We start from the raw sequence: 24,061 nt of genomic DNA on the forward strand, positions 1-24,061 counted from the left end.
ACGATCAAAGCCCGTATCTTTGTAGACCATATGAGCATTGCCCCTTGGTGTAATTGGCAACACGCCTGACTCTGGATCAGGAAAGTCTAGGTTCGAGCCCTAGAGGGGCAGCAGAAACAAAACCCATCGCACAGCGCGGTGGGTTTTTCTTTTGAAAAGCTGTGAGCAGATACAAAAAGCCCCCGTTCATCACCGGGATGAACGGGGGCTGTATACAACGGGGATGAAACGTTACTTGGTCATCTGCATCTGGCGGGTCTGGGTAAAGCCGGCCGTGGTGAAGCGGGCAAAGTAAATGCCTGATTCAACGGCGACGCCCTGCTCGTCTGTGCCATTCCATTCGAAGGTATGGAGTCCGGCTGAGTAGTTGCCGTCAGCCAGGGTGCTGATGCGGCGACCGAGCATGTCATACACTTCGACGGTCATGGGACCTTCCTGCGCCATTTCCACGGCGACGGTGGTGGCGGGATTGAAGGGATTCGGGTAGTTCGGGAGCAGACGGGTTTCCGTCGGCGTCGGTGCGACGTACACGCGGGCGACGGAGGAGTATTCCATGCTTCCGTCGAAATCGATCTGGCGCAGACGATAATCATATTTCTGATCCATCGCGACGCTGTGATCGGTGTATTCGTAGGCCTGCTGGTCGGTCGTCGTACCGTAGCCTTCGACGAAGCCGAGATCCTGCCAGTCACCACCGACAGTGCGGCGCTCGACATACCAACCGCGGTTGTTGTCTTCCTTCGCGGTACGCCATGCGAGACGCACGCCGTCGTCGATCTGCTTCGCGTTGAAGCTGATCATCTCGACGGGAATGAGCGTCAGGGCGCCACCGGTGCCGGTGAGCGGCTTCTGGAAGGCCTGCACAATGTTCATGCTCTTGTTCTGCGGCTGACCGTTGACGGTGAGCGTCACCTTGGTCGTCACAAACACGGTGAGCTTGAGGTTGCTGATGTCGTACGCGGAAGGAACCGAGAACGTAAAGGGATAGGTGACCATCTGGTTGGCGGTAAAGCCGGTGGTCGTCAGCTGATCGCCGACCCAGCCCGTAATCATGTCGCGCACGACGCGCTTGTGATAGTACGGATTGAGTGTGACGACGTTGCCGTTCACGTTTTTCTTCTGGGCGTAATTGAGTCCGTCTTCCGTCAGGATGATGTTGAGATAGTACTCGCCGCTCATGGCGGAGAGTGCATTCAAGGTCACCGTGGCGTTGATCAGGCGCGTGTCCTGATGATAAGTGCCACTGACGCCGATGGACATCGGGGAAGAAATCGTGTCACGCACGCTCACGGCACTGCGCCAGTATGAACGGCTGATGGCGATGCCGAGTCCCTGCGGCGTGTTCCACAGGCGGCGATCAATGGCGCCGGAGGGATACGAGCTTACGAGCAGGTGGGCAATGACATTGTCGCCGTTGCTGGTCGACATGGGGTCGCCCTGATGATAGGCGATTGCGCGTGCGTTGGGATACAGAATAAGAACACTGTCGATTTCTTCAGCGCCATAGGGACACCACTGACACCAGGTACCGGTGAACTGTTCGAGAAGAACGGTTCGGGTGGTGGACTGGGCGGAAAGCAGTGTCGGAAGCGCGAAGAGGAATACGATTGCGGAAGTACGAATCAAAGTACGCATAGGCGGCTTCCTGTGTATGTGGTGGGAATCGAGATCATCACCTTCGTTCGGATGGGGGAAATCCAGTAAAATCAACTTTTTAGCTGAGGTTCTCAGAGAGGACTTCCAACATGGAACATCGTGATAATTTCCACCAAGTGCAAGCTCGGACAGCAGTATTACTGTCCGTTGCTGCCGACCGGCGTGAAGCGCTCTACCGTATTGCTCACAGGCTTGACTTCATGCATGAGATATGCAAATATGGCCCGGAGATCGAGGTCCGTCATCCCTGCATACATGCGCCAGGGCATGATGCTGTTGTAATCCGTCGGCGCTAGCGGCTCGTCAACGTAGACGGAATCCGCATAACTGCGGAATCGCCCGACGAACATTTCTTCCGTCCATCCGCCGATACCGCTTTCTTCATCCGGGGTGATGTTCATCGAACGAACCGTTCCCGCAGGCAGCGGGAATTCGTTTCCACCGGCGTACTCCATTCCTTCAATAAATTCACCCTTTTCCATCGGCGTGTGGCAGTCAGTGCAGCCCGCGGCATTGATCATGTAGCCACCGTAGGCCACGAGATCGGTGGGATCAGGAATACGTTCGGCCGGCTGCCCGTCCCGCGGAATGGTTCGCATGATGAGGTTCATCGGGAAATTCGCTTCCGATTCCGGAATGTCATTCTCGATGGGCTCGAGATTACGCAGGTATGCAATGATGGAATACACATCCTCGCGCGTCATTTTTCCGAAATGCACATAGGGCATGATGGGGAATAACGGACGTCCGTCACGCGTCACACCCGCCGTGATGGAGCGGTAAAGTTCACCATCCGTCCATTCACTGAGATTCGCTGGCGTCAGATTCGGCGCATAGAAATTGCCGGGAAATCCCATCTGCTCGCCGAACAGCTCCCCGCCCTTGCCGTGACTGCCCGCCACGACGGGACCGGCGAAGCGACTGTAGTCACGTTCGCTGTGACACTCGATACACATGGAGACATGAAGCGCGAGATATTCACCACGGGCGATGCGCTCAGGCGTGCGCTCGATGGAGATTTCGGGCGCATCAGACACATCAGGGAAAGCGCTGTTGAGATAGACGATGCCGCCAATGACGACGATCACCAGGATGGATACCAGTCCCAGCACGATTTTTAACAGAGTTTTCATGCGATACCTTTCAGGAAAATCTGTGAAAGCCCACAGTGCGAGCGGGACCAGATACGACATACCGCAGTATCCCGGAATACTCGGACTGGTTGAAGGGATTTCAATACGTTTATTTAAAAATAGACTGATTCAATATTACAGACTTGCACGCAAATCCGCAAGTGCTGCTGGAAGCGGAGTGTTCGGAGTGTCAGCGGGGTGGAACCCAGTCGGGGAGGGGAGGAGGAGTGGGTTTGCGTCCGTAGATGAAATCATCGAGTGGGACGGCAATGCGGCGGAGTGCCGCGGAATGGCGGATGGAGTGACGGACCAGGTTGTGTACCGTGGTATCGGGGTGGGCGTAAGGACAGACGGCGATGCAGCGGCCACAGTCCGTGCCCGCCTGGTTCCAGAACAGGAAGCAGGCATCGGAATCGATCTGCCAGCGGGCGAGTCCGTCATTGTCCATGCGATCACCGTCCGGAATGGCTTGTGCGGGACAACAGTCGGCGCATTTCCTGCAGTGCAGGCAGAAATCGAGCATGGCGTCATCATGCGAAGGGGTGTCGGGTTGCAGCGGTGCATCGGTGGTGACGACGGCGATGCGCACGCGTGGACCCAGCCGCGGCGTCATCAGCAGTCCCATGCGCCCGATATCCCCGAGTCCGGCATCCCGGGCGACGAGGGGACATACCACATCATACTTCCCGTCGATATGTGCCTGCGCGGGCCAGCCCAACCGTCGCAGCATGCGCGCAGCCTGCACGGCGAGTGCAGCAGCCCGCAGATACTGATGCGACGATTCCATCACGATGGTCGCCGCCGGGGCGCGCTGCACCATGTCGTGATCCATTTCCACTGTGAGGGCGAGGGCGTAACGATGAACCGGATGCACCGGCTCGCCGTATTGTTCCCCTCGTCCATGATGCGAATAGCAATGTTCCGCGCGTAGCTCCGTGATCCCTACGCTGTGTGCCCCCTGCTGCTCGAGCCAGCCACGCAGAAATGCAGTCAACTCCGCGGCATCAATATTCGTCCGCTCATCAGCAACCGCACCTTCCGCCAGCGCATGCAGCTCATCCACTGTATCGAAGGTGGCATCCGCGGCGGCAAACATCAGGTCATGCCACTGGGTGCTTCCTTTCCGAAGGAGTCCCGGCGCTGCGCGGAAACGGGCATCCATTTCCTCCCGCTCAGGATGAGCGCGGTAATACGCATCGTAGCGCTCGGTGCCGGACTGCAGCAGGCGACGCGAGAACATGACATCGCGCTCGTCGATACGCCGCACCGCCTCGCTGCGCGGAAAGCGTCGTCCGCGATACAGCAGTAGCACGCAGAGTAATACGGCAAGAAGAGAGACAGGGAGGAAAAAACTCACGCGCGTTTCTCGAGCAGGCTGCGGATGGCGCGGACTTCTTCGAGAAGCTGCGCTGTCGATGCGTCGCTACTTGCTGCAGGAGGAACAGCGGGTTCCTCTGCTGATACGGGAGTGGACTGCCGGTAGAATGCCCTCAGCAGTGCCAGAATCTCATCGCGGAGGGCGTCGAACTCCTTCATCCCCACGATGAGCAATTCGGCGACGGCACCCTGTGCTCCGGCCGCACCCGCGGTCTGCACGTGAATGGTCCCGAGGTTGAACATGCGCTGTACCGGACCCTGCGATATGTCGATGTTCGTGATCTTCCTGAACGGGACGGTCACGCGCTTTTTCCAGAACACACCGCGCGTACCCATGACGAGATCATCTTCAATGGTGTATGACAGCGTATCGAAGTAGAGATGGATGTAGATGCGGATCAGGATGAAAATAAACAGCATCACGACGAATGCGATGCCCGAGATCAGGTACCCCGGCCAGGGGAGTCCGAGGGCGAGGATGAACAGAGGGACCAGCATGATGATCATCCAGACAGCCCAGTGCCATCGCCAGTATTTTCGCAGGTCGGGATCGGGACGCAGGGTTTTCATGATGCGGCCTCCTAAAGTTCGCGTTGCTGTCGTATGGAAAGGCGATCGTCGCGTTTGCGCGGACGCGGTCTGGGACGCGCCTACATTGTGCGCAGACGTTTGTCGTAGCGGGCGAATGCGCGCTCCATTGCGGCATCCTTGCGGTAGATATCATCCCTGAGCTGCAGCTGTCCGTCGTGATCCACCCAGGCGGTGACATAATCGATATACAGCGGCGTTTTCTGGTGGAGGAACACCGGCTTGCTGCGCACACCGCTCCAGATGGTACTCTGAATGCGTCCGACATCCCATTTCGGCGTGCCTTTCAGCAGGTAGCGCGCAAACTCCATCGGCTCTTCGATGCGCACGCAGCCGTGGCTCACGGCGCGCACCGAGCGGCGGAAAGCATACTGCATCGGGGTGTCGTGAAGGTAGATGCTGAAATCATTGCGGAACATGAATTTTATTCGTCCCAGCGCATTGCCCACACCCGGCTCCTGCTTGAACTTGTAGGGCATGGAATACGGGTTGTGCGAGGCCCAGTCGATGCTGCTGGCATCGACAACCGAGTCGCGGTAATACACCTTGTAGCGCTTTTTCTTCAGGAAACTGCTGTCGCGCAGGGCCGAGAAATACAGTTCGCGGCTCGCGATGCTGCCCGGTACGTTCCAGATGGGATTGAGGATGAAATGCGTGAATTCCCCGTGCAGCTGCGGGGTCTCATGGTCGCTGGGCTGATGCCGCCGCGCTCCGGTGCGGTGATAGCGCGCAAGCTGATCGGCGTAATACGGGGATTTTCGTTCACCCACGCACACGGCCATCGAGGTTTGCACTTCACCGTCGTCGTACGCGTTGAGCCAGAAGGCAGGGATGTTTACGACGATGTACCTGCCCTTGTCCGGATAACGCAGCCAGCGGAAGCGCTCGAGGTTCACTTCCATCTGCTCGATGTAGGAATCGATGCTGCGGTTCATGCGTCCCACCGTGCGTGATCCGATGATGCCGTCGATCAGCAGTCCATGCCGCGCCTGGTAACTGCGTACGGCACGCACCATCGCACTGTCGAAGGTAAATGCGCCGAGGTGTTGCAGCCGCAGGCTGTCGAGTTCGTACGCCTGCGTGGCGATGTCGACGATGTCGATGGTTCCGTGCATGGGGGCTTCCCCGGCACCGAACAGTTCGCCTGTGAGCATCAGGCGATGCGCGACGGAAGGAAGAATGGACGAGGTGTCGCCCGGTTCGATCTTATCGACCTGCAGATTCGGGATATGCGGCCATGCAATATTGCGCCGCATCGCGCGGTATTCAAGCAATGCGGTCTGCAGGCGGCGGTAGCGTCTGTCCCTTGGCTGAATATTGCGGAGAAAGGATACGATATCCACCGCTTCCAGCGGTTCGAGGAATTCCCGTTTGCCGGGACGACGGACGGGGAGATGATAGGCCCTGTCGAGCCGTTCCGGGTTGAAGACACCGTAACGCAGATGCTGCGCGTAGGAAAGGAGTCCATCCGACAGCAGCAATTCCATGCGCGCCAGCGCGCGGTTTTCATCTTCCACGCTGCCGCGCAGCACACCGTCGAGCAGCAGCTGCAATTCACGGGCATGATACCACGAGGGTTTGAGTCCGTGCGTCCCTGCTTCCAGGAAACGGCGAAGGATATGCAGTGCCCGTGTGGGAAATGCTTTATCGCTTATCCAGAGGGGACGAAAGTCGCGCGCACCGTAAAACTGCAGCAGCGTATCGCCGTGCTGCAGGGAAGTACGGAATTTGTCCGTGGCAAACAGTCCTTTGACCGCAGGAGCGATGTCCTCTTCGTCGATGCTGCGCGTGGGGACGTTCCCCGAACGCACTACGGCGTCGGTCTCGCTTTTGGCGAACAGCGCGTCGACATGACGGGACACGCTCTCGCAGCCGTGCAATGCCAGAATGACGGGAAGAATGAAGAGTATGTGCAGCGGACGGAGCGGCGACATGGGAAGGGGCTTTCTCCGGTCATGGTCTGAAGAAATGGATTCCTCCGTATCCTTCAAACATATTGAAAAACGGGAGTGATTCAAAGACGGGAGAGACTGTCGACGCAGGCTTATCCCAGTGCAGGAAGAATACCCTGCTCTGCTGCGCGGAAATCTTCAACAGTATCGAGCTCCATGCAGGCGTACTGGCTGATGTCGACGGCGTAGAGATCGCTGCCCTCGCGGATGACTTCCTCGAAGGCGGCCTCATAAAAGATATCGACGCGCTCTTCAAGGCGGATCATGCGCTCGAGTACGCTGAAAAGGTGCTCTCCCCAGGCGGCGGAGAATCGCTCGATGCCGATGGATTCTCCAGCTGCCGCGGCGATGTCGACCACTTTGCTGATTTCCTGGATGCGGTTTTCCCCGTCGAGACGCACCTTGATTTCCTCCTCGCCCACCTCGATGTCCCTGTTCAGTGCGATACAGTCGGCATGCGGCGACTCAAGAAGGGAAGTCACGATGCGGCGGTCAAAGAGGATGTCGCTGTCGAGCAGCAGCATGTTGCGTCCCGCCACTTCAGCCCTCGCAAGCCAGAGGGAATAGATGTTGTTCGTGCTGTCGTAGACGGGATTGTGCAGGTAGGTGACGTCCAACCGCGGCCAGTGTCTGTGTACGTGCTCCTGTATCATGTCGTCGAGGTATCCCGTTACGAACACAAAACGCTCGATACCGTTGGCGAGCAGATTGTCGACGGTGCGCTGGAGAATGGAGCGTCCCCCGAGTTCGAGCAGGCATTTCGGGGCGTTGTCGGTGAGGGGACGAAGGCGGCGGGCCATGCCGGCGGCGAGAATAAGTGCGGTCATGCGGTATCAGCTTACTTTGAAACGATGATTGATGCGGCGCTGCAGCGGATACAGCAGCAGTGCCCAGAGATTTCCCCCGATGACGAGTCCGTACACGTAGACGTCGAGACGATTCAGGAATGCGCAGATCACCATCCATGTAATCTGCGAGGTGGGACCGAGGAAAAGCCAGAGCTTTATCATGCGGCGGTTGGCTCTGCGGTATTCTTCCGGATCGGCATCGGTGAGCACCGCATGTTCGGTGTTGCCCGAGGTCAGCTTTCGCTGGAAACGGGAATATCGGAGATATACCACGATAACGATGCGTTCGAACCAGTGTCCGCCTTCCGTCCGCATCTGCGCATGTTCCTCTTCGAAGGCCTCGAGATCCTCCTCGAACGTGCTCACCCGCTGCAGCACAATGTCGAGATAGCGGTTGCGGTAGTAATCCACTTGTATCGAATGGACGGCATTGCTGCCGGCCGCGAGCAGTATCATCATCCACCAGAACAGCGGGTCGTCGGAGGTGGAGGCGAAACCGATGCCCATGCCGAGGTACACTGCTGCGGCCACGATGTAGTCAGCCACGCCGTCGAGAATGCGTCCTATCCGTGTCCCGTTTTTCTTGAGCCGCGCCAGCTGACCGTCGCTGCAGTCGAGCACATCATTTACGATAAGCAGCACGCCTGCGGCGAGGAGCATGGTCGCTCCGCCAACGCCGAAGGCCACGCCTGCGAGCACGCCGGCGAGCATGGACAGCAGCGTGATCTGATTCGGTGTCAATTCCGTGTGGTAGACGGCCTTGACGAAAAGAAAGGCGAGGGGACGATAGAAGGTGAGGTCGAAGAATTCTTCGACCTCTTTCATTTTCAACGATGCCATGTACTCGTCGTAAAGCTTCACGCCTGATTGTGCTCCTGCATGTACGTCGTAATGGCGTCAGCGAGTATGCGGTTCTGTTCCTGCGTCCCGAGCGTGATGCGCATATGCGAATGCAGCAGTTCCTCATTCATGAACTTCACGATGAGCCCCTTGCCGGTGAGGTATTCCTTCAGTGGGGCCATAAGATCTTCAGGGATTTTCACGAGGATGAAATTCGCCCAGGAACGGAATACCTTGAAGCCCGGGAAGCCGCCCAGGCGATTCAGGAACATCTCCTTATCCTCTTCCATTTTCTGCGCGACATCCTGGTAATACGCGACGGAGTCGAGCGCGGCCATGGCCACGGGTTCGGAAAGGCGGTGATATCCGAGATAACGTGCGCTGTAACGCTCCAGGGTCTCGAGTGCGGAACCGAGCACGGCGAAACCGATGCGCACGCCAGCCAGCGCATAATACTTCGAAAACGTCCGGATGACCAGCAGTTTCGGGAAGCGGCGGTTGAGTTCGCCGATGAAGTCGTTCCCCTGGTCGGCATAGGACCAGTATGCCTGGTCGAGCACCACCACGGTGTCTTTCATGTGTTCGGCGACGCGCAGCAGGTCTTCACGAGAGAGCACGTTGCCCGTGGGATTGTTGGGCGTGCTGATCAGGACGACCGCGGGACGATGTTCGTCGTAGAGTCGCAGCATCTCCGGCACATCGTACTCGTAGCTTTCGTCTCCTTCGACGATGGGATATTCTACCTTCACACCGTCCACTTCATCGGCGATGGTTTTGTAATACCACCAAGAGTGGGAAGGGATCATGATGCGTTCGCCCGCGGCGAGATAGCAATGCACGGTTTGCTTGAGCAAATCCTCGCCCCCGTAGCCGAGCAGCACCTGTTTTTCCTCCACGCCGAAATCGGCAGCGAGGCGTTCCGACAGCGGTGATTTCACTTTTCGCATGAAATCCCGCGAATAAAAGCTCATTTCCGCGATCCCGGCGTTTCGAAGCGCTTCAAAACACGCGGGTGCGGGACCATACTGGTTCTCATTTCTGTCAAAATACAGCAATTCGCTTTTCACGGTGTTCTCCGCTGATTATTTCCCTGGAAAAAACGTCTGTATCGCAGGAGCGACTCCATCACGGAAGAAAATGCATTGTAAACAGAAAGCGGACATTATTCAAGCCGCTTGCGCGTCACTCCACTGGGTCTCACGGCTGCTTATGCTACATGCCTTTGGCCATGAAGCCGCCATCCACCGCCAGGGTTTGTCCGGTGATGTACGAAGCGGCAGGGGAGCAGAGAAATGCGGCCGCCCGGGCGACTTCCACGGGGTCGCCGATGCGTCCCATGGGAGTGCGCTCGAGTACTCGTGCGCGGTAGCTGTCATTCGCGAGTACGCCTTCGACCAGCGGTGTGCGTATGTACCAGGGTGCGATGCTGTTGACGCGAATCCCATCCGGCGCCCACTCCACCGCGAGATAGCGGGTCAGGTGATCGAGTGCCGCCTTGCTCATCGCGTAGGGGGCACCGGTGGGAACGGGACGGAGTCCGGCAGTGGAACCGATCGTGAGGATGGCCGCGTCTCTGCCCGCGCAGAGTTGCGGATGCAGGGCGCGGGCGAGCTCGAAGGGAGCAACGATATTTGTGCGGTGAATAAGATCTGTCTCCTCGCTGCTGTAGTCGACGCTGGCTTTGCGAATGTTCGTGCCCGCGCAGTTCACGAAAACATCCAGGGCGGGAAATACCGACTGTACGTGCGCGACGATGCCCGTGCGTCCCTCTTCCGTACTCACATCCGCCGCGAATCCGATCGCCGTATTCTCGTTCCCATTGTCATGCGCACTGTTCCACGCCGTGAGCTGCGTATTGAGATGGCTGCGGTCGCGAGCGACGACGAGCACCTCCGCGCCAAGTGCGAGAAACAGCTCCGTGATAGCTGCGCCGATTCCTTTGCTGCCCCCGGTGATGAGGACGCGCTTTGCGTCCAGTCGAAATGCTTCCGTCATGTGTTTTCCCTTCATACCTACAATGTGAACAGCAGTGCCAGGTTCCCCTGCACATCCTGCAGCGACCAGTCATACGACGCGGTCACTGTCTGCAGGGGATAAAAATACAGTACTTCTGCGCCAAGTGCGAGACCACTGCCGAGCGGGAGCATGTAGCCGGCACCGGCGCGAACACCGAGCTGCATGCTTCGCGTCAGACCGGGATCATCGCTGTACATTTCCTTTGAGGTGGATCCATCGAGGAAGGTCGCGCCCGCGGGGGAGCGGATATTCTCGATGACGCTGAATTCTTCCGTCAACCGGAGTCCCAGCGAAGGACCCGCCATCAGCGCGAAACCGCCGCCCGCGGGATGCCACTGCAACAGCAGGTCCATGCCGCCGATGAGCAGCGTCGTTTCAAGTTCATCCTCCAGCTGCATGTCTTCGGGACGCAGGTCGCGTCCGATAATCTCCATGATGAACGGGTCGCTGGTAAACTCCCCACCGCGTTGTTCGGCAAACAGTCTGCCCGAGAGTACGAAATTCCCCGTGAGTGCCGCGTCGAAACGGATACCGAATGCGAGTCCGAGAGCGCTGCCCTCATCGTAGCGTATCAGCGGGGGCGCTTCGGCGGGAAAGGCGAGTCCGCCGCTGTGCATGGTGTAGTTCCCGCCAAGAAAAATTCCGATGGCGAGGCGGGAAGCCGAAACAGGTGTGACATCGGTTGTGGAAGTGGAGCCGGGATCGCCGGACTGCGCCAAAGCGCACTGCGCGAACGTCACCTGCGCGAGGAGAAGGACGAGAATACTGCCTGCGGTGCTGCGAAGTTTCATGATGCGTCTCCTACCTGCTGATGAGCATTGTTGCGGATTCCGAACCTGTTCCGCTGGAGATGCGGTACAGGTACAAACCGGATGGCAATCCGGCACAGGGGATGTCGACACCGTGCGCCCCGGCACGACGCCATCCCAGAGCGTCCTGCCTGACGAGACGGCCAAAGCTGTCGAACACGCTCACGGTTACTTCCGTGTCGCGCAGCAGGGAGTACGGTACCGTGACACGGTCGCGTGCCGGATTCGGGTACGGTTTCCCGAGGGTGATGCCGGTGCGTGCCGATGCGTCGATGAGGCGCTCTTCCAGCCAGGTCATGCTGTCAATGCGTACGCTGGCCGTACCGAAGCTCCCGAGCGTGAGTCCCTCCATATTCGAGGACACCGAGTCAATCATCACGCTGCATTCCGTGTCATTGCCGAGATAGGCGCGCAGCCGCAGCCAGGCGATCGTGCGTCCATTCCCCTCCGTCGAAATCGGGGCATCCTGGGCGGATCGCCGGAAATGATAGGACGTCGTAGCGAGCTTCGCCGCAGGGTCGTATCCCTGTTCGATCGATCCGCTGCCGGCATGCAGGATGTCGTTTCCTTCCGCATCCTCGGCCGGATTCGCTTCATCGGGGAAGAGCAGTGTGGGATTGTACGCGATGCGAAAATGCAGTTCTCGCATGCCATACGCCTGCTCGAGTTCCGAAGTGAAGGTCACGGGAATGCGTACGAGTCCGCCCGGTCGCGTGACGTAATTGCCTGCGACACTGACCGAAAGACTGTCCCATGCGCGTCCGTCCAGAAATACGGTTTTCTGTTCATCGCCACAGGCGTTCGTCGTCAGGCGCAGTCCGCTCACGATACTGCCGGGCAGACGCGGGGCGAAGCAAACCTGCACGGTGCGCTCCTCTCCGGGCTCAATGCTCATCGGCAGTGTGGCATCAAGGCGATAATCGTCGTGAAACAGCTCCGCCCCGGAAATGACCAGTGTTCCTTCGCCCGTGTTGCGCAGCACGAGATCCTGGCAGCTCTCCTCGCGCACACGGGTATCGGGGAAGCGCGGGAGGTTTTCGGTCACCGTGAGAAGCGAACTGACGCTCGAGCCGGAGAGGGTGAGCGTGTATGTGCGCATGCGGGACTCCGCCTGCTGCAGGGCGTGAATCTCCTGGCGCAGCGATGCAAGCGAACCCACGCTTCTGTAGCGTCCACCGGAATTGAGGGCGAGCGACTGCAGTTCGTCGCCGGGACGGCTGTCATTCATCAGCAGAACATTGCAGACAACACCGGCGCTATGAAGCAGCGACTGTACCGCAGCGGGCGTATCACCGGCGCAGGTTGACGTGTCGGCATCGCCGCGTGAGGTCAGAAGGATGATGCGAAGGTCGCGGTCCGTGCCCTGCGCACCGAGCATCTGCACGGCGTTGCGCACAGCTGAGAGCACGCAGCTGCTGTCCGTGTGCTGACGGGGAATGGCAATGGTTTCGAGTTCACTGCGTGAGCGTGTGGGGGCCTTGCCGGCGGTCGATCCGTCGTTGAACATCACCAGCCATCCCAGCTCATCGATCACCGGATTTTTGTTCGACATTCGCATCATCACATCATGAAATGCGAGCCGAGCGGCGTCCCCGTATTGCAGCGTCCCTTCAAAGGATGCATTCACATCCGCACCGAGATCTGCGATGACCACGGTGCGGGTGCGCAGGCGGGAAACGGCATCGAAGCTGTACGTGGCGAGGAAATTTCCCGTACTGCCGTCCGGATCGAGCTGGAACTCCAGCATGCGGCTGCCGCTGGAAGGAATTTCCGCTTCCCCGCTTGCCGGGAGAAACGCCGTACTGCCGCTGCGCTGCATTGTGTACGCAACGGCCGTGTTGCCCGGGTTATTGACGCGCACGAAAACTGATGCGGAATCGGAGCAGTACGTGGGCGGCATCGTGCGGACGGTATCGACGAGACTGAAGACCGGACCGATAATAATCGGCAGCGTATCGTATCCGGTGCCGTGTGCCACGAAGCTCACGGCTTCCGATCCGCAACCGTTGTACTGCAGCATCATTTCTCCTTCAAAGAGTCCGGCGATTTCCGGCGTAAACTGAACATCGCAGTGGAGGGAATCCCCCGCGTCAATGTGTTTTCCCACGACATCGAACGTCATGGACGGCGGGAGTCCGGTCAGCGAAAGGATATCCATGGGAGCGGTGCCATCATTGTGCAGCACGACCTGCTTGCTGCGCTGTGTGCGAGCACGCGTCGCGTCGAAGATGAGCCGCGGTGGGGTGATGCGAAGGACGGGAGAGACGGCTTCTCCGCGCAGCACGTACTGCTGCGGGACGTCATGATTCAGCTGCATTGCGACCGCGTCGAGCGCCTGCTGGAGGTCGGCGGCATTGCTGACGGCATTGTAGCTGCCGGATGTCTGGTCGGCGATGCTCTGCAAAGCCGCCGCATCTGCCGTCGTAAACGCAACGATGTGGACGGCGATACCGGCGGACTGTGCCGCGTTGATGACACCGGCGGAAGAGCGGGGTCCGCAGGAACCCACACCGGCATCCTCGCCGGCGAGGAAGACGATGAGCAAAGAGCGCCGAGCCTCGGTCTGCATGAAGCCAATGGTGCGGAGCATGGCGTCCCACACACAGGCTTCCGTCCCGGTCGCCTGCGTCGGCAGTACGCTTTTCACGCTCGTACGATCGGGCGTGGAAGCGCGGAGCAGGCGGTAGTCCGACGTTCCGCTGTATGTATACACCGCGCCTTCATGTGCCGGCGCACCCTCAGCCATGACCACGTCCAGAAACTGTGCGGCAGCGTCATGCGCCGCCGCGATACGCGATGCACCGTCAAAGCTTTCCGCCATTGCCGTACTCGCGTCGAACAGGAATGTCATTCCGGTCGGTACCGGACTGTCGGCGACGAGGTTGAGCAGCAGGCTGTCCCTGTGCGGCGCCCGGTCCGGCGCATACTGCAGCGTAAACTGCCTGCTGTTTCCGGGCTGGAGAATCAACGGCGCAGGGATGGCGCCGGAAAAGGGAGCGGTGACCGCCGCTGCCTGCGAAATGGTCGCGGCCTCGGTACCGATGTTTTCCACGGTCACCTGCAGCGACGCCGAGCGTCCGCACGAAACCGTATCAAACGCAGCCACGGGAGGAGTAAAGCGAAGCAACGGCCCGGTATTCTGTGCGTGTGCGGTGCCGGGGAGGATGATGATGCAGAGGATGAGGGTGCAGAGAACGAGGACAGCAGGATAAATCGGCAGGCGCTGCATGACAACTCCGGGGGGGGTGAGGGAGGGCGAATACTTTGGTCGTGGATGGGCCGAAGCCGCACACATGGTACAAATTCTTTTTCCAAGAGTAAAGCCGTAAGAGATCGGGCTCTCATATATCCTGCCGCGGGAGTTGCTTTTTGCGTGGGACAACGCGATTATGGCAGCATGAAAATGCGGGTACAACACCAGCGTGTCGCTCTGCTGATTCTGCTCTTCCTGCTTCCTTTCGTGTCGATCGCGAATATGCAGAAACTGCATATTTCCGCCGTCCCGCTGTCCGGTAGCATCGATTTTATGCAGAAAGTGCATAAAATTTCGTGCCTGGGACGCTTTGACCAGCTGTCCACGATGCACGGGAGGCCGCAGTTTATGCAGAAACTGCATAATTCTGATGCCGGTGATTCTCTTACGCATACGCTCGGGGCGGAGTATGAGGCGGGGTGGCTGCGCCGGCTGCTGCTTGGTGAGCACTGGCGGAAGGCATGGACGACGCCGATTACCGTCCCTGTGCTGCCGCTTGCATCGCGGGGCGGGAAGTGGACAGTGCTGCGTGAGGGGGGCGGATTGCAGACCCTGAAACTGTTCCTGCAGGATGCCTCGGGACAGCGATATCGTTTCAGGGCAATCAACCTGGATCCCGCCATGGTCTGGCATCCCGATCTGCGCAAAGCCATCATTACACGTGCCATGCTCGACCAGGTGACCACGCAGCTCCCGTTCGCTGCTGTCGTGGCTGCTGAACTGGAGCAGGCGGCCGGACTTTCGGTTCCACATCCGCGCATCGTGGCGTTGCCGGACAGTCCCGATCTCGGGTCCTACCGTGAACGCTTCGCCGGACTCGTGGGCACGCTGACGGCTGAGCTGCCGGCGGACACGGCGGATGCCGACGGTGTATTTCGCAGCGTGGTTGGCACCTATGCGATGCTCTCGCAGCTCGATGCCAGTCTGTCGCAGCAGGTGGATGCCATCCAGTACGCCAAGGCGCGCATCATGGATATGCTGCTGGGGGACTGGGACAGGGACGCGGAGCAATGGCGATGGATGAAAACAGAAGCTGGGAAACGCACGGTGTGGGTTCCTCTGCCAGAGGACAGGGACCAGGCGTTTTCGCTGTTCGACGGACTCATCCCCTCCTTCGTCGAGCGCGTCGTGCGTCCCCTGCAGGGCTATGACAGCGAGTTCCCCAATGTGGACGGACTGACCTGGACAGCGCGGCACCTCGACAGGCGACTGCTCTCGTCGGTTTCCCTGCGGCAGTGGGATTCTCTCGCCACCTGGATGCAGCAGCGCATCGACGACACGGTCATCGATCGTGCGGTGGCACAGCTCCCGGCAACCTGGCAGCGCGCCATCGCGCCGCGGCTCGCATCCATGATACGCCACCGACGTTCGCAGCTTCCGGCGCTTGTGGCAGAGTTCGCGTATCAGCTTGCGCGGGTCGTCGACGTCTACGGCAGTATGGAAGCAGAGAATGTGGATGTGGATCGCAGGGAAGACGGCAGTGTGGATGTGCGCCTCGTTGACGCAACCGGGCGAACGTCCTTTTTCCGTCATTTCAACGATGACGTGACGAATGAAATCCGTATCCATGCGCTGGGCGGCGATGACACCGTGTACGTCCACGGTGAAGCCGGGACCAGCATCGATACCCGCATCGTCGGCGGCGCGGGAAGGGATGTGCTGCTCGACGATTCATACGTGCACGGATATTTCATTGATATTACCCCGATCCCGCGTGCGGAATACCGCACCTTCTTCTACGACGACGATGCCGATACCGAAGTGCGGCTGGGTGCGGGCGCGACCTACGACGGCAGCGCCACGCATCCCGTCGAAACGGAAGCTGACCGCTATGAACCGCTCATCGAAGACCGGGGTGTGCGCCTGCGGCTCGATCCGCGGCTGACGTATAACTCGGACGACGGACTGGTGATCGGGGCGGGACCTGAACTGACGCGCTACGGTTTCCGGCAGCAGCCGTTTTCCTGGCGCATGGCAGGTTACGCGGCGCTTGCGACCGCATCGGGGAAACCGCAGCTCGAATTCGACGGGCAGTATCAATCCATCATCCCCGACATCTTTCTGCATCTCACACTTTTCCACAGTGAACTTTCCTTCGGGCGTTTCTACGGTTTCGGGAATGAGAGCGAGCGCGAGCAGGATCTTGACGACGCGGATTATTACCAGGTGGGACAGGAGCTGATCGACATGCGGGCTGCGCTGCGTGTGGCCGCGACACCGGAGGCGTATGCCGAGATGGGCGCTGCGTACCGCTACTCTGAGGTAATGGCGGAAGCGCAGAGCTATCTCACCATGCACCCGCAGTACGGCGAGGGATCGTTTCGCTACGCGGAAATCTTTGGTACGCTCGTTTACGACACGCGTGATCATCCGCGTGTCCCACTGGCAGGTACCTACATGCAGCTGCAGGGGAGATATTACCCCGTCATTCTTGACAACCACCGGCATTTCGCGGACCTGCTGCTCGATGCCCGCGGCTATCTGCCGGTGCAGGACTGGCTCACGCTTGCGCTCCGTATTCGCGCACAGCATGTGTGGGGATATTACCCGTTTTTCCACGCAGCAAGTATCGGTGGCAGCGAGGAACTTCGCGGCTTCAACCGCGAACGTTTTGCCGGCGATGCATCGCTGCTCGGGACTGCGGAACTGCGCCTGCGTATCAGTCGCATCCGGGTGATTTTTCCGGGGGAATGGGGCGTGCTCGGATTCACGGATGCGGGCAGGGTGTTTGTCACGGGCGAGACTTCCCGCCGCATGCACACCGGTATCGGAGGCGGAATCTGGGGAGCCTTCGCGGCAAGGCGCCTGACCTTCAGCGCCCAGGCTGCACTGTCACCCGAACGTCTCGCCCTCTCGATCAAGACGGGTTTTGCATTTTGACCGTCTCCTTGTTTGCTGAATTGGCCGTATTTGCCGATTATGCAATAAGTACACCGCATACTCGCATTTCCGCTTTATGATTGCCCTCACGCGGAACATACTGCTCCTTTTCGTCCCCTGTCTGTTTCTTCCTGTCGTCCTGCAAGCCCAGGCAACGGACAGTCTCGCCATGCCGCCGGATGGACGTCCTTCACCACTGGCGACAACGATGCCGCGAGCCGGATCCGCCCCGTCAATGCGCTTCTCCGGCCGCCTGCTTTCGCTGTACGCCGGTGGCGGTGCCGCAACGTATTTCGGTGAATTTCCCGGTGAACTCGGTGGTTACCACGCCATGGCGGCGATGGGATACGCCGTGTTCCCCGAGCTTTCGGTCGTGTTTACGGCGAATGTCGGGAACGTCGCGCTGCTGCGTGGTCCTGAAGGACTGCCTCGTGAGCTGTATGACTTCCAGTTTTTTACACATGATGACGAGGCTGTGGAAAGCAGCATCTCCTTTACTTCCTTCGATCTTTCGGCGCAGTTCAATTTCTTTCCGCAGGATTTTTCCAACCTTTTTGTCACCGCCGGTGTGGGGGTGACGCTGTATCGCTCGGATGATTTCGACGACGCCCGCCTTCGACCCAGTGCCGACTTCCCCGCGACACTCGCCATTCCCATAGGTGTGGGATACGAGTACTTCCTTCGCCGCAACATTTCGCTGACCGCGCTGCTGCGCAATACGTTTCTGCTGACGAATGATTTCGATGCGTATGATGGACTGGATGTAGCCGAGGAATACAACAGGAGGAAAGGAACGGACGTTGCCCTGCCTTCCGGTTTCGGCGACAGTTACCTCGCGCTGACCGTGGGTGCGCGTTTTTACCTGTTCGAAAACAGCGACTTCGACGGGGATCTGCTTGCGAACGAGGAGGAAGCGGAACTCGGCACCAATCCCTATGACATCGACACCGACGTCGACGGATTGACCGATTACGAGGAGGTGCGGATTTATACCACGAGTCCGCTGCGTCCCGATACCGACGATGACGGACTCGGAGATTATTTCGAAATCACGAAATACGGAACGGATCCGAACCTGGTGGATACCGATGCAGACCGGCTCTCCGATGCGGAAGAGGTGCAGGTCTACGATACCGATCCCCGCAAGCCGGATACCGACGACGACATGCTGACGGACTATGAGGAAGTCATACTGTACTCGACCAACCCGCGGAACCCTGATACGGATTATGACGGACTCGATGACTACACGGAAGTGAAGCTGCGCAACACCGATCCACTGCGTCCTGATACCGACGATGACGGGATTTTCGATTTCAACGAAGTGGTGACATACAAAACCGATCCGCGTAACGAAGATACCGACGGCGACGCGCTGCTCGATTATGATGAAATCGCGTATTACGGGACCAATCCACTGAGTCCCGATACTGACGGCGACAGCACGAGTGACGCCGATGAAGTGTTCACCACGCACACCAATCCGCTGGCGAGAGACGACGAAACGAAAGAAGAACCCGTCAGCGTGCCTGATGCCCAGCCGCGCTTCGTGCCGCAGCGTCCCTCGCAGCCATATTATGCCGAACTGCTCGAGAAGCGTCCCCTGCCCGGGGGAGGCGTTTCCTACCTCATTGCCCCTGTGCGAAGTCGTCCGGGTGCGCGTCCCTCCGCGGACCTCGACAGCATCATCGCCGCACTCCCGCATGCGGAAAAGGACGAAGCGGCCGCGGCAGGCATCTCCGGCGACGCGTACGCACGCTTCCGTCACCGGAGCGTTCAGCATGTGCAGCCCACGCCCAACGATGCGGCGGGAACACCGGTGCGTCTCGACTCGCTGCAGCTCCGTCAGGGCGACATGATATCGTTCAGCAACATCACCTTCGCCTTTGACCGCGATGAGCTGCGCGAGGAATACACGCCCATTCTCGAGGAAGCCGTGCTGCTGTTTGAACGCTATCCATCCATGACCGTGGAAATCCGGGGACATACGGATACCGACGGGGAAGAGTGGTATAATCAGAATCTTTCGGAGCGCCGTGCGGAGTCCGTCCGAAACTTCCTCGTGCAGCATGGCGTGGATGCAGAGAGACTGCGCGCGGTCGGCTACGGAGAGCGGCAGCCGATCTCCGACAGCGATACCGACGAGGGACGCGCCATGAATCGCCGGGTGGAGATGTATATCATCTCCATTGCCGACAGCGGGGAGGGCCTGCGCTAGCGCATCATGCCGGTATCACGTTGCATAGCGTTCCTGCTGTTCTGTTCGCTGACCGTGACCGGGGAGCTGCTTGCGCAGTCCGCCCTGCGTCCCGTCGGCGGCTGGCCGGGACGTCCCCGTTACGCGGAGAGTCTCTTCAGTCTCACTCTCACCGGCGGCGGCAACAAGTACTTCGGGGAATTTACCGATCAGCTCGTCGGCCTCTCTGCCGGGGCGCAGCTGCGTTTCGCCATCGTACCCGAGCTCGAAATCGGCGTGAGCGGTGAGCAGAGCAGCATCCGTTACACCCGGCGCTTTCGCCGCAGCATGGGTGCCACCTACGATTTCCAGTTCGGCAACGAAAGCGTGGTCGAACGCAGTACCGACATGCTCACCGGCGAGGGCTGGCTGCGTCTGAACCTGTTTCCCTCTGAATATCTCAACGCCTGGCTGCTCGGCGGAGCGGGATTGACGCGTTTCAAACCGGTGGATTACAGCAATGGCGAAGCCGCCTATCCCGGCGAAGCCGAAATTCAGGTGCTCTCCTTTCCACTCGGAGCGGGCATCGATTTCTATCTTTCGCATCGCCTGTCGCTGCAGCTCGGGGCTGTGGGACACCTGGTGCTGAGCGGGGAACTGGATGCTTTTGATTCGGGCATCCTGGTCGAGGAATTGCAGCGCAGCCAGGGACTCCCCGGAAATCCCACCCGCGCCAAGACGGCGAATGACAGTTACATCACAATGATGGTCGGACTCACCTGGCATATTTTCGCTGACAACGATTACGACGGTGACGCACTCAGCAATGACGCGGAAGAGGAAGCCGGGACGAATCCCTACGATCCGGATACGGACGGGGATGGACTCAGCGATTTCTACGAGGTGCGGGTGTACCTGAGCAATCCGCTGCACTGGGACAGCGACGGCGATGTGATCGGGGATTATGTCGAGGTAACGCGCTACAAGACGGATCCCACACGTGCGGACACTGATGGCGACGGACTCGATGATCGCCAGGAACTGCTCGAGTACAACACCGATCCCCTTGAAAAAGACACCGAGGGTGATGGACTTATCGACGCAGAGGAAAAACGGCTCGGATCGAATCCGAAGAAAGTGGATACGGACGGTGACGGACTGTACGACGGCGATGAGGTGGTCAAGTATCACACCAATCCCGTGCTTCCCGACTCCGATGGTGAGGGCATCAGCGACAAGGACGAAGTGCTGCGCTACGGCACCGATCCGAATGAAGCGGATACCGACAGGGACGGACTGACAGATTATGAGGAAATCCGGCTGTTCCGCACCGACCCGAAAGACAGTGACAGCGACGGTGACGGTGTCAGTGATTATGATGAAATCCGCCGTCACGGAAGTGATCCACTCAGCGGGCGTCCTGCTTCCGGCACATCAACCAGGGGAAAATGAGCGCATGCGATTCATCCTGCTTTCCATACTGCTGATACTTTCCCTCTCCTCAACTGCGCCCATTCTCCGTGCACAGCAGAACGACAGCGTGCAACGCCTCGAAAATCTCCTCGAGAGCAGGGAAGCGCGCGCGCTCAGGGATTCGGTGAACGTGCGCCTCATGCTCGATCTCGCCCAGGAATACAGAAAAGTGGATCCCGCGAAATCCGTCACCATTTCCCGTCGCGCGGCGGACCTCGCGCGTGACATTGGCGACAACATCGGTCTCGCGAACGCTCTCGCCAGCATGGGCATCAGTTACGCACGGCAGGGGAGCTGGGTGAGCGCATTGAACAACTTCCTCCAGTCGCTCAAGCTCAAGGAGCAGCTGAATGATCAGCAGGGCATGGCGGCGCTGCTGTCGAACATCGGCATCCTGCACGGCAGGCTCGGTGACGACGAGCGCGCCCTGCGTTACCATCAGCGTGCGGTGCGTTATTTCGAGCTGGCGGACGACAAGCGGGGACTGGCATACACGTACAACAACATCGGCGTCGTGTACATGGACCAGGGGAAGTATGACGATGCGCTGCGCAACTACCAGAAATCCCTCGAACTGAAAAAGGAACTGCGTGACAAGCCGGGTATCGCCAGCGGGTATTTGAACATCGGCATCACGCATTTTCTGCTCGGCGCGTATTCGCGCGCCCTGGAGAACTACGAGTATTCGTCCCGTCTCTATGAGAATCTCGGCGACAGACACGGCGAAGCCGAAGCCTTGCAGCGCATCGCCACGTTGTATCTTCGTCGCGACCAGGCGAAGCGTGCATACGACGTAGCCTCGAAGGCGCTCGGTATAGCGCGGGCGACGAATTCGCGCGTCGTCGAGCGCAACCTGCTGCAGATCTGTTCGGAAGCCAAAACCGCACTCGGCGCTCCCGCGGAAGCGCTCCGTTTTTACAGGCAGTATACCGCGTTGAAGGATTCGCTGTTCAACGAGGAAAGTTCCAAGCGCATCAGCGATATGACGGCGAACTATGAGTTCGAACAGCGTGAACGTATTGACCGGGAAAACGAACTGCTGAAAAAAGAACAGCGTATCAGGGAAATGGAGCTTGAACGGCGCTCGCGCACATTGCGTGAGCAGAAGCAGGACATCGAGCTGCTCGAGAGCAATCGGCGCATCAGCGAACTGCAGCTCAAGGAGCAGGAAGCCAGCATACGCGCCCAACAGCTGGAAACCGCCGAGCGGGACAATCAGATTCATCTATTGAACAAGGAACGTGAGCTGCTCGAAAGCGATCGCGCATTGAAGGAAGCAGAGCTCGAGCGCCAGGCCTCGCTGCGCAACCTGCTGATTGTCAGTTCCATATTTCTGATCGTCGTTATTCTTCTCCTCGCCAACAGTTACCGCTTGAAGCGGCGCTCCGCCGCCATACTCGAAGAAAAAAACAGTGCGCTGGAAAACGCGAATGCGGAAATCCGCAAGCATGAAGCCATGCTGGAAAAGCAGGCCGCTGAAATCGAGCGCACCAACCAGGAGCTCACCCGTCAGAACGCATTGCTCGAACAGCTGAATTCAGAAAAGAACGATCTGATGGGGATCGTGTCGCACGATTTGCGCAATCCCATCGGCGGTATCCGCATGCTGGCGGAATCCATTGCCGAGGAGGGACGCAGCATCGAGTACATGCAGCGCAAGGCGGTGATGGTGTATGAAACCGCCGACGAGCTTCTGATTCTCGTCAAGAACCTGCTCGACATCAACAGGCTGGAATCGGGCCGCATGGTGCTCGATTCCGAGCCCGTGCCGGTATTTCCCATCCTCGACCGTGTCATTGAGGATCACGCACGCTGGGCGGAAAAGAAAGACATCAGCGTCAACGTCCATATCCCTGAAAATGATCTGCCCATACTCGGCGACGACAGTGCCATCAAGCAGATTCTCGACAACCTCGTATCGAACGCCATCAAGTATTCCCCACAGGGCAGCAGCATCGACGTTCGCATCGCGCATGAAAACGGCTCCATCATCATGAGTGTTCGCGATCAGGGTCCCGGTTTCACCGACGAAGACCGTGCATCCCTGTACCAGAAATTCGCCAAACTCTCTGCCCAGCCCACCGGCGGCGAATACTCCAACGGCCTCGGCCTCTCCATCGTCAAAAAGCTCGTCGACACCATGCACGGCAGCATCACCTGTAACAGCCGCGCCGGGGAAGGGGCGGAATTCCTAATTCGTTTACCGGGATCCCAGCAAGCTGTCTAGGCAGCACGGCGCCTTGCAGGCAGCGTGAGCGCCTACGGCACGCGTGAGTGCCTTACGGCACGCGTGAGCTCGTCCCCTCGCTTCGCAGGGGACTCGCGCGGGACAGTGCCGAGGCAAACGATGATCACGCGTTCCGCCTGGACAAGCGAAGCGCGGAAAGGCGGAACCCACGCGTTCATCACGCGGGAGCGTGATGAACTCCTGCGCAGAATGAATTGCAGCGCAGCTGCATTCATTCTGCTCCCGCACAGGTAATTTCGTCGCCGCGCGACGAAATTACCTGCCCCCTGAATCCTTCCGAAAACACGTGCATCATATCTTCAGTTACGGCGATGAATGTGAACTGGAACAAAAATCAAAGGATACAAGCTGAAATGGAACATTTGACCAAGCAGACCTTTCTGGATAAGGTTTTTGACTACGAGAATAAGAAAGAATGGGAATTTTCCGGCGAACTGCCCTGCATTATCGACTTTTATGCCGATTGGTGCGCGCCGTGCAAGATGGTTGCCCCGATCCTCGAAGAACTGGCTGAAGAGTACAAAGGCAAGGTGAATATTTACAAGGTCGATACGGAAGCAGAGCAGGAACTCGCTGCCGTGTTCGGTATTCGTAGCATCCCTTCCATTCTTTTCGTGCCCAAAAGCGACAAACCGCAGATGGCCGCAGGCGCCCTCCCGAAAGAGAGCTTCGTGCAGGCGATCAACGAGATTCTTCTTACCGAAGACGTGGCTGTCGAGAAAAACTGATTGTAACGTGAGCGCCAGGCGCTCCTTATAGAGATTATTCTTTCTTCCTCTCCGTGTAAGATTGAATAGTGGTGGCAGAAACCC

The 24,061-nt window shown here is 58.8% G+C and carries 16 protein-coding genes and 1 tRNA gene; 6 read left to right on the top strand and 11 right to left on the bottom strand.

Annotated elements, in window-relative coordinates:
* Nucleotides 1–38: 38 nt before the first annotated feature.
* Nucleotides 39–111: transfer RNA gene (locus tag KQI65_07155), tRNA-Gln, on the top strand.
* Nucleotides 112–231: 120 nt separating this feature from the next.
* Here KQI65_07155 and KQI65_07160 read toward each other — a convergent pair.
* The 11 genes from KQI65_07160 to KQI65_07210 all read right to left on the bottom strand — a co-directional run bounded on the left by KQI65_07160 (nucleotide 232) and on the right by KQI65_07210 (nucleotide 14,448).
* Nucleotides 232–1,635: an Omp28-related outer membrane protein gene (locus KQI65_07160; protein MCB2204510.1), complete on the bottom strand. Its 1,404-nt coding sequence runs from the start codon at nucleotides 1,633–1,635 to the stop codon at nucleotides 232–234.
* A 158-nt stretch (nucleotides 1,636–1,793) separates the two neighbouring features.
* Nucleotides 1,794–2,789, bottom strand: a complete 996-nt coding sequence (locus tag KQI65_07165; protein MCB2204511.1) for a cytochrome C — start codon at nucleotides 2,787–2,789, stop codon at nucleotides 1,794–1,796.
* Nucleotides 2,790–2,979: 190 nt separating this feature from the next.
* A complete protein-coding gene (locus tag KQI65_07170; protein MCB2204512.1) occupies nucleotides 2,980–4,146 on the bottom strand; it encodes a 4Fe-4S dicluster domain-containing protein in 1,167 nt (388 codons plus the stop codon).
* Nucleotides 4,143–4,736, bottom strand: a complete 594-nt coding sequence (locus tag KQI65_07175; protein ID MCB2204513.1) for a PH domain-containing protein — start codon at nucleotides 4,734–4,736, stop codon at nucleotides 4,143–4,145. Before KQI65_07175 ends, KQI65_07170 begins: the two co-directional genes overlap by 4 nt.
* An 80-nt stretch (nucleotides 4,737–4,816) precedes the next feature.
* Nucleotides 4,817–6,688: a L,D-transpeptidase family protein gene (locus tag KQI65_07180; GenBank protein ID MCB2204514.1), complete on the bottom strand. Its 1,872-nt coding sequence runs from the start codon at nucleotides 6,686–6,688 to the stop codon at nucleotides 4,817–4,819.
* A gap of 110 nt (nucleotides 6,689–6,798) precedes the next feature.
* The gene (locus KQI65_07185) at nucleotides 6,799–7,533 is read right to left on the bottom strand and encodes a phosphocholine cytidylyltransferase family protein (protein MCB2204515.1); all 735 of its coding nucleotides are present in this window, start codon (nucleotides 7,531–7,533) and stop codon (nucleotides 6,799–6,801) included.
* A gap of 6 nt (nucleotides 7,534–7,539) precedes the next feature.
* Nucleotides 7,540–8,415, bottom strand: coding sequence for a CDP-alcohol phosphatidyltransferase family protein (locus KQI65_07190; protein MCB2204516.1), 876 nt, complete (start codon nucleotides 8,413–8,415; stop codon nucleotides 7,540–7,542).
* Nucleotides 8,412–9,461, bottom strand: a complete 1,050-nt coding sequence (locus KQI65_07195) for a histidinol-phosphate aminotransferase family protein (protein ID MCB2204517.1) — start codon at nucleotides 9,459–9,461, stop codon at nucleotides 8,412–8,414. Before KQI65_07195 ends, KQI65_07190 begins: the two co-directional genes overlap by 4 nt.
* 145 nt (nucleotides 9,462–9,606) lie before the next feature.
* Nucleotides 9,607–10,389, bottom strand: a complete 783-nt coding sequence (locus KQI65_07200; protein MCB2204518.1) for an SDR family oxidoreductase — start codon at nucleotides 10,387–10,389, stop codon at nucleotides 9,607–9,609.
* Between the two features lie 17 nt (nucleotides 10,390–10,406).
* On the bottom strand, nucleotides 10,407–11,201 hold the full coding sequence (locus tag KQI65_07205) for a PorT family protein (GenBank protein MCB2204519.1): 795 nt from the start codon (nucleotides 11,199–11,201) through the stop codon (nucleotides 10,407–10,409).
* Between the two features lie 10 nt (nucleotides 11,202–11,211).
* Nucleotides 11,212–14,448 carry a choice-of-anchor D domain-containing protein gene (locus tag KQI65_07210; protein ID MCB2204520.1) on the bottom strand — a complete coding sequence of 1,079 codons (3,237 nt, stop codon included), beginning with the start codon at nucleotides 14,446–14,448 and terminating at the stop codon, nucleotides 11,212–11,214.
* 168 nt (nucleotides 14,449–14,616) lie between these two features.
* Between KQI65_07210 and KQI65_07215 the strand changes: the two genes are divergently transcribed.
* The 5 genes from KQI65_07215 (at nucleotide 14,617) to trxA (ending at nucleotide 23,977) form a co-directional block, all read left to right on the top strand.
* Entirely contained in the window at nucleotides 14,617–17,352 is a 2,736-nt protein-coding gene (locus tag KQI65_07215) for a BamA/TamA family outer membrane protein (protein MCB2204521.1), read from the top strand.
* A gap of 1,165 nt (nucleotides 17,353–18,517) precedes the next feature.
* On the top strand, nucleotides 18,518–19,570 hold the full coding sequence (locus KQI65_07220) for an OmpA family protein (GenBank protein MCB2204522.1): 1,053 nt from the start codon (nucleotides 18,518–18,520) through the stop codon (nucleotides 19,568–19,570).
* A gap of 6 nt (nucleotides 19,571–19,576) precedes the next feature.
* Nucleotides 19,577–20,980, top strand: a complete 1,404-nt coding sequence (locus KQI65_07225; protein ID MCB2204523.1) for a hypothetical protein — start codon at nucleotides 19,577–19,579, stop codon at nucleotides 20,978–20,980.
* A 4-nt stretch (nucleotides 20,981–20,984) separates the two neighbouring features.
* Complete coding sequence (locus KQI65_07230) at nucleotides 20,985–23,228, top strand: tetratricopeptide repeat protein (protein ID MCB2204524.1); 2,244 nt, start codon at nucleotides 20,985–20,987, stop codon at nucleotides 23,226–23,228.
* Between the two features lie 374 nt (nucleotides 23,229–23,602).
* On the top strand, nucleotides 23,603–23,977 hold the full coding sequence (trxA, locus tag KQI65_07235; GenBank protein MCB2204525.1) for a thioredoxin: 375 nt from the start codon (nucleotides 23,603–23,605) through the stop codon (nucleotides 23,975–23,977).
* Nucleotides 23,978–24,061 lie beyond the last annotated feature (84 nt).

It is taken from the genome of bacterium, from assembly GCA_020444325.1.
Classification (GTDB): domain Bacteria; phylum Bacteroidota; class Ignavibacteria; order SZUA-365; family SZUA-365; genus BM516.

Bases quoted from the DNA above. Each gene is read 5' to 3' on its own strand.
- KQI65_07160 (MCB2204510.1), bottom strand. From the start codon at position 1,635: ATGCGTACTTTGATTCGTACTTCCGCAATCGTATTCCTCTTCGCGCTT.
- KQI65_07165 (MCB2204511.1), bottom strand. From the start codon at position 2,789: ATGAAAACTCTGTTAAAAATCGTGCTGGGACTGGTATCCATCCTGGTG.
- KQI65_07175 (MCB2204513.1), bottom strand. From the start codon at position 4,736: ATGAAAACCCTGCGTCCCGATCCCGACCTGCGAAAATACTGGCGATGG.
- KQI65_07180 (MCB2204514.1), bottom strand. From the start codon at position 6,688: ATGTCGCCGCTCCGTCCGCTGCACATACTCTTCATTCTTCCCGTCATT.
- KQI65_07185 (MCB2204515.1), bottom strand. From the start codon at position 7,533: ATGACCGCACTTATTCTCGCCGCCGGCATGGCCCGCCGCCTTCGTCCC.
- KQI65_07200 (MCB2204518.1), bottom strand. From the start codon at position 10,389: ATGACGGAAGCATTTCGACTGGACGCAAAGCGCGTCCTCATCACCGGG.
- KQI65_07205 (MCB2204519.1), bottom strand. From the start codon at position 11,201: ATGAAACTTCGCAGCACCGCAGGCAGTATTCTCGTCCTTCTCCTCGCG.
- KQI65_07210 (MCB2204520.1), bottom strand. From the start codon at position 14,448: ATGCAGCGCCTGCCGATTTATCCTGCTGTCCTCGTTCTCTGCACCCTC.
- KQI65_07215 (MCB2204521.1), top strand. From the start codon at position 14,617: ATGAAAATGCGGGTACAACACCAGCGTGTCGCTCTGCTGATTCTGCTC.
- KQI65_07220 (MCB2204522.1), top strand. From the start codon at position 18,518: ATGCTGACGGACTATGAGGAAGTCATACTGTACTCGACCAACCCGCGG.
- KQI65_07225 (MCB2204523.1), top strand. From the start codon at position 19,577: ATGCCGGTATCACGTTGCATAGCGTTCCTGCTGTTCTGTTCGCTGACC.
- KQI65_07230 (MCB2204524.1), top strand. From the start codon at position 20,985: ATGCGATTCATCCTGCTTTCCATACTGCTGATACTTTCCCTCTCCTCA.
- trxA (MCB2204525.1), top strand. From the start codon at position 23,603: ATGGAACATTTGACCAAGCAGACCTTTCTGGATAAGGTTTTTGACTAC.